At 46.9% G+C, this 5,729-nt stretch carries 3 protein-coding genes; 1 reads left to right on the forward strand and 2 read right to left on the reverse strand.

Features of this window, described 5'->3' with window-relative positions:
- Positions 1–71: 71 nt before the first annotated feature.
- On the reverse strand, positions 72–1,202 hold the full coding sequence (locus VB741_RS14535; protein ID WP_323365905.1) for a glycosyltransferase family 2 protein: 1,131 nt from the start codon (positions 1,200–1,202) through the stop codon (positions 72–74).
- Between the two features lie 452 nt (positions 1,203–1,654).
- On the opposite strand from VB741_RS14535, the gene VB741_RS14540 reads away from it, so the two are divergent.
- Positions 1,655–5,578, forward strand: a complete 3,924-nt coding sequence (locus tag VB741_RS14540; RefSeq protein ID WP_323365906.1) for a two-component regulator propeller domain-containing protein — start codon at positions 1,655–1,657, stop codon at positions 5,576–5,578.
- On the opposite strand, the gene VB741_RS14545 is transcribed toward VB741_RS14540, so the two are convergent.
- On the reverse strand, positions 5,575–5,697 hold the full coding sequence (locus tag VB741_RS14545; RefSeq protein WP_323365907.1) for a hypothetical protein: 123 nt from the start codon (positions 5,695–5,697) through the stop codon (positions 5,575–5,577). The genes VB741_RS14540 and VB741_RS14545 overlap by 4 nt on opposite strands.
- Positions 5,698–5,729 lie beyond the last annotated feature (32 nt).

The raw sequence follows: 5,729 nt of genomic DNA on the forward strand, positions 1-5,729 counted from the left end.
GGTGTCTTTTCCCAATCCGCTTTACTGACCTCGGGAATCGATGGGAGAGCCTTGTCTTTCATCCGCTTACTCTAGCAGGTACTCTGCTGATTGAAACTCTCACAACTCAGACCCCCTGAATGCTTACTATTTAGTTGAAGGGGTTCAGTAATAGGGATTACTTGCCTTAATGTGTTACTAGAGCGCCGTGTATAGTGATCTGAGATCACCTGATTAAGCCGATGGTCTAGGCCAAGGAAACATTTTTCTAGCCAAGGCACCTGACGATCTCCTGTTAGTTGATGTGATAAACGATTTAAGAGTTGTTGTCGACGATGGCCTAGTTGCTTGTAACGTTGGATAAAATACTGGTCCATGTCTAATTCCCATTTCTGTTGGAAATGCATGAGACTTTCAACTTCCCAGGCATCACTCCAACGCAACATGGCGTAGGCCATGTCTGACCAGTGGTAAGATGCCTCAGAACTATGGGTCACAACTGACGTTGGCTCACAGAACATGCGTCCTCCGACTTGGGCAACACTCAGGCAAAAATCCATGTCTTGCTGGGAACTCAGTAGCTTTTCATCTAAGTACCCAACTTGTTCAAAGATATCTCGTCTAACTAACAGGCAACTCAATTCTGCAAATTCGCAGGTGCGTCTGTAGAGTTGGTGTTTTATAATGGAAACCTTGCGATTGGCAAGAAAGTGTTTTTCATAAAGACGTCGATGTGTTTGGCCATTTTGTTTAGCTGTAAAAACTCTGGCTTCCCCCCCTGCCATATAGACCCGATCATGTAGGGGTTTGCCAACACAAGTAAGGGGGCAAACAATAGTGGCATCGGTTTCCTTGGCGCATTGCCAAAGGCTCCCTAGCCAGCCAGGAGAGACATGAATATCATTGTTTATGAATACAACATAGTCTGTAGTTACTCGACTTAGGCCGATATTACGAGCTTGGTTAGGAGAGAGGAAATGATTGGTCCGCAGCAGGGTAAAGCCTTTTTGGGTTGCCTCTCGAATTAGGTAGTTTTGAACATATTTAGGAGAACCGGCATCAACATACACCAGCTCAAATGGTATTTTGGTGTGCTTGTAAATACTTTCTAAGGATTTCTGGGCATAGCTAAAGTGCTCGTTTGCAACCACCACAAGCGTGATTGATGCTGGTTGTAGTCTTGCTTTAGGCAAGGTACATGGCGATAAAAGTGCATTATTCATGAGAATTGTCCGCTATTCAGAAGAAAGAAAAATGGGGCAATGGCCCATCTCCGACCATGGAGTTGAATCTAGATGCACGTTCGTTTTTCCCTGATTTCTTTGATACCCTGAATTATTTTAGGGTATCAAGCCTGTTGACTTTAGTAGCTGCACCGAGCGATATACCTAGTAATATGGCAGGTGCTATTAAGAAGGCAATGAAGTCTAAATGAGAGTACTCTCAAATGAGAACTCTCTCATGAAAATCGGCTCATGAAATGTATTAGGACACAGGTCAGTCGGGCCACCCAAGTAGAGATGTTTGCTAGGGTTTGTCCTTTAGACGGCGTTACGATCATCGTCATTATTGCCGATTTTTGGTCAATTGAAGATTTCTCATTTTGGCCTACTTGTGACTGATCTGTTCAGTTATTACAGTTATTATATTAGAGGAGTATTTGGCAAGAGTTGGTATGGGTAAGTGCTATCTAAATATTTTTGCGCCCCCCCGTATGGTGAGAAAAATTGCCGTCTTAATTGTTACCCTTGGGTTTGTGTTGAGTCCGGTTTCACCCTCCTATGCCCAAAGACCTGAGGACCTTAAGTTTAACCGCCTGACTCAAGAGGATGGCTTAGCTGGTAACCGAGTGCGGGCCATTGTGCAAGATAATCAGGGCTTTATGTGGTTTGGCCACTGGGATGGGCTGACTCGCTACGACGGTGGCAGCACGGTGATCTATAAAAATGACGTGGATGACCCAAACAGTTTAAGCCACAATCTGGTCAGTACGCTCAATATCGATCAGGAGGGCTTTTTATGGGTTGGGACCCTCGGAGGGGGACTCAACCGCTTTGACCCCACTAAAAAGGTGTTTACTCGGTATCGGCACAATCCTGATCATGCGAATAGTTTAAGTAGTGACGATATCGTCAGTGTTTATCAGGATCGGGCGGGGCGGTTGTGGGTAGGTACCTGGGGGGGAGGGCTCAACTGCTTTGATCCGCAAACGGGGGATGTGACCCGTTACCAACATAATCCGGATAATTCCACCAGCCTCAGTGGCAATAAAGTCGTTGGTATTCATGAGGATCGGGCGGGGCGGTTGTGGGTGGCTACTTTTCATGGGGGTCTTAACCGCTTTGATCTAGAGACGGGGCAGTTTACCCGTTTTCCGATCGATCCCAAAACGGGTCAGGCGCTGAATGCTGACTGGGGCAATAATCAGAACTTTTATGAAGATGATTCAGGTCTCATCTGGTTCACTGCCAAATCTGGACTTTATACTTTGGATCCAGAAACAGAACACTTTAGCCGCCAGTCCTATGCAATGCCCGACGTCCTTAATCCCGAACTCAGAGGCATTCTGGTGGATCAAGCAGGAACTATGTGGGTAAACGGTAGGCAGGGCTTTGCCAGACGTGAACCCAATCAGGGGCAATGGACTCATATGGTTAATAACCCATTGGATCCATCAAGCATCAGTGATAGCGATAAGATCACCACATATCAAGATCGATCCGGCGTGATCTGGGTGGGGAGCTGGTGTTGTGGGGTAAATATATTCAATCCGGCTCCGACCAAGTTTCCCCACTATAAGCATAATCCTGCTAATCCAAATGGTCTGAACCACCCTGCTGTTCAGGCTATTCATGAGACGACTGACGGTGTACTATGGCTGCTCACTAACATAGGGCTGGAAAAATTTGATCGCCAGACAGGACAATTTACCCATTACTTACACGAGCCGACTAACCCCCATAGCCTGGGAGAGGGGCAAGATTTTTTAGCCATTGATGCGGATCCTTTGGGAAATCTCTGGTTGGGAGGTGTTGGCGGCACCGGACTTAATCGTTTCGATCGCGCCAGTGAACGATTTACGGTCTATCGGCATGAGCCGGATGAGGCTAACAGTTTGAGCGATCCGGATCATGCGGTTCTGTCTATTCGAGTCGATGCTGACGGTATTATTTGGGTGGGGACTCGATCTGGGGGGCTCAATCGTTTTGACCCTACCACAGAGACGTTTCAAGCGTACCGTCATGACCCAAATGATGCCAACAGTCTTGTGGATGACAATGTTCGTGTTATTCATATCAGTCCGTCAGGTGTAATGTGGCTTGGCAGCTGGCACAAGGGGGTGACTCGATTTGATCCCCGGACTGAACAATTTACTCGCTATCAGCATGATCCCAATGACCTTCAGAACAGCCTGGCGAGCAATACTGTCTATGCTATTCACGAAGATTCTGCTGGCAGGTTATGGATTGGGACCTCTGCAGGGTTAAGTTGGCTTGATCAGGCAACGGGCACATTTACGACTTATCGAGAAAAAGACGGTCTGCCCAGTGCTTCTGTTCGCGGCATCTTGGCAGACAATCAAGGCAATCTATGGGTAAGCACGACTCGAGGACTCTCTAAATATGACTCTGAGACGCTCACGTTTAGAAATTACGATGTAACCGATGGCTTACAAGGTAATGAATTTGCTTCAAATTCTTATTATAAGAATTCGACAGGTGAGCTGTTTTTTGGTGGAATGGCAGGGTTTAATGCGTTTTATCCAGAGAAATTAACCGATAATCTTTTTTCTCCACCAGTGGTGTTAACTGATTTTCAACTTTTCAACCAATCAGTTCCTGTTGGCAAGGAGGGGTCTCCATTAACCCAGGACATCAGCTTTATGGATCAGGTCACCCTAAGCTATGACCAATCGGTATTTAGCATTGCTTTTGCGGCGTTGAGTTACTTGTTTCCGGAACGCAATCGATATGCTTATAAGTTGGAAGGTTTTGATAAAGAGTGGACTTGGGTCGATAGCAGTCGCCGTTCTGTTACCTATACCAACCTTAACCCTGGTAAGTATATTTTTCGGGTCAAAGGTAGTAACAGCGATAACTACTGGAATGAAGATGGGGCGACACTACAAATTGTGATTACGGCACCCTGGTGGCAGACCTATTGGTTTCGTCTTTTGATGGTGGTATCGGGAGCTGGGATAATTATGGGGGGGTATCGTTGGCGGGGTAATGCGATCGCAAGTTATAATCGCCAGCTCGAAGCGGAAGTGGCAGAACGGACCCATGAGTTACAACTGGCCAAAGACCAAGCTGAAGCCGGGGCGCGTGAGTTGACACTGGCCAAAGACCAAGCTGAAGCCGCCAGTCTGGCCAAAAGTACCTTCTTGTCCAATATGAGTCACGAACTGCGTACGCCACTGAACGCGATTCTGGGCATGACCGAAATACTACAAGAAAAGATTGTTGGTCAGATTAATGAGGCACAATGCAAAGCCCTACAGACCATTGAACGGGGTGGGTCTCATCTGTTGGAACTGATCAATGAAATTCTCGATCTGGCAAAGATTGAGTCAGGTCAGATTGATCTAGAGTATTCTTCTGTGGCCATAGAACACCTCTGCCAGACTAGTTTGGCTTTTATCAGACAACAGGCGCTGAAGAAACACATCCAGCTTTACCTACAACTACCTGCGGACTTACCCAATATTCAGGTCGATGAACGGCGTATTCGTCAGGTCTTGATCAATCTACTGACCAATGCCGTAAAATTTACCCCAGACAAAGGAAATATTACCCTCAAAGTGATTTCGTTACCCCCCGATCAGCCCCACAGCCAACCCTCCCTGCGCTTTTCCGTAATGGATACCGGCATTGGGATCGCCCCAGATGCTCTAAAAAACCTGTTTCAGCCCTTTGTCCAGATTGATAGTGCCCTCAATCGGCAATACGAAGGCACGGGGCTGGGCTTAGTGTTAGTAAAACGAATTGTTGAAATCCATGGGGGACAGGTTACCGTCAACAGCAAGATTGGAGACGGCAGTTGCTTTATCATTGAGTTACCTTACCTATCCTCTGCCCCCAGCTCTGCTCTGAGTTCTAACTTTAGTAAGCCGCTAACCAAAGTCACCTTGGCAGCTAATCCAACAACGCCTGAAATCGAACAGTCTCCCGCAGCCCCGCTGATCTTGCTGGCAGAAGATAACGAGGCTAATATCATCACCCTATCCAGTTATCTGCAAGCTAAAGGCTATCGCATTCAAGTAGCCAAAAATGGTCAAACTGCCATTAATCTAGCTCAGATTGAACTGCCAAATGTGATTCTCATGGACATTCACATGCCTGGCATGGATGGATTGACCGCTATCCAGCATATTCGTCAGTCACCTGATCTAGCCCACATCCCCATCATTGCGCTGACGGCACTGGCCATGAAAGAGGATCAAGCGCGTTGTCTGGAAGCTGGTGCTGACCTGTATCTGAGCAAACCACTCAAGCTTAAACAATTAATCCAATCAATCCAAAAAATGTTAGCTCAACCAGATAACAACTGTGGAAGACTACCCACCCTAACCCATGGAAAAAAGCACCCAGAAGATTAAGGCGATCTCACTGCAGAATATCTTGGGGCGTAACCGGTCTCGCGCTCTAACTCAAGCAAACAGGGGCCAATCGACTGCACCGAGTAGGTTTCGGTGTGGATAAAGGCGTTCAGTTTCATGCTGAATGCGAAAATGAGTAAACGCTTGCCAG

Source organism: Leptothoe sp. PORK10 BA2, from assembly GCF_034932105.1.
Lineage (GTDB): Bacteria > Cyanobacteriota > Cyanobacteriia > Phormidesmidales > Phormidesmidaceae > Leptothoe.

What these genes read in the sequence shown, in the direction of transcription:
- VB741_RS14535 (WP_323365905.1), bottom strand. Translation starts at nt 1,202, where the DNA reads ATGAATAATGCACTTTTATCGCCATGTACCTTGCCTAAAGCAAGACTA.
- VB741_RS14540 (WP_323365906.1), top strand. Translation starts at nt 1,655, where the DNA reads ATGGGTAAGTGCTATCTAAATATTTTTGCGCCCCCCCGTATGGTGAGA.
- VB741_RS14545 (WP_323365907.1), bottom strand. Translation starts at nt 5,697, where the DNA reads ATGAAACTGAACGCCTTTATCCACACCGAAACCTACTCGGTGCAGTCG.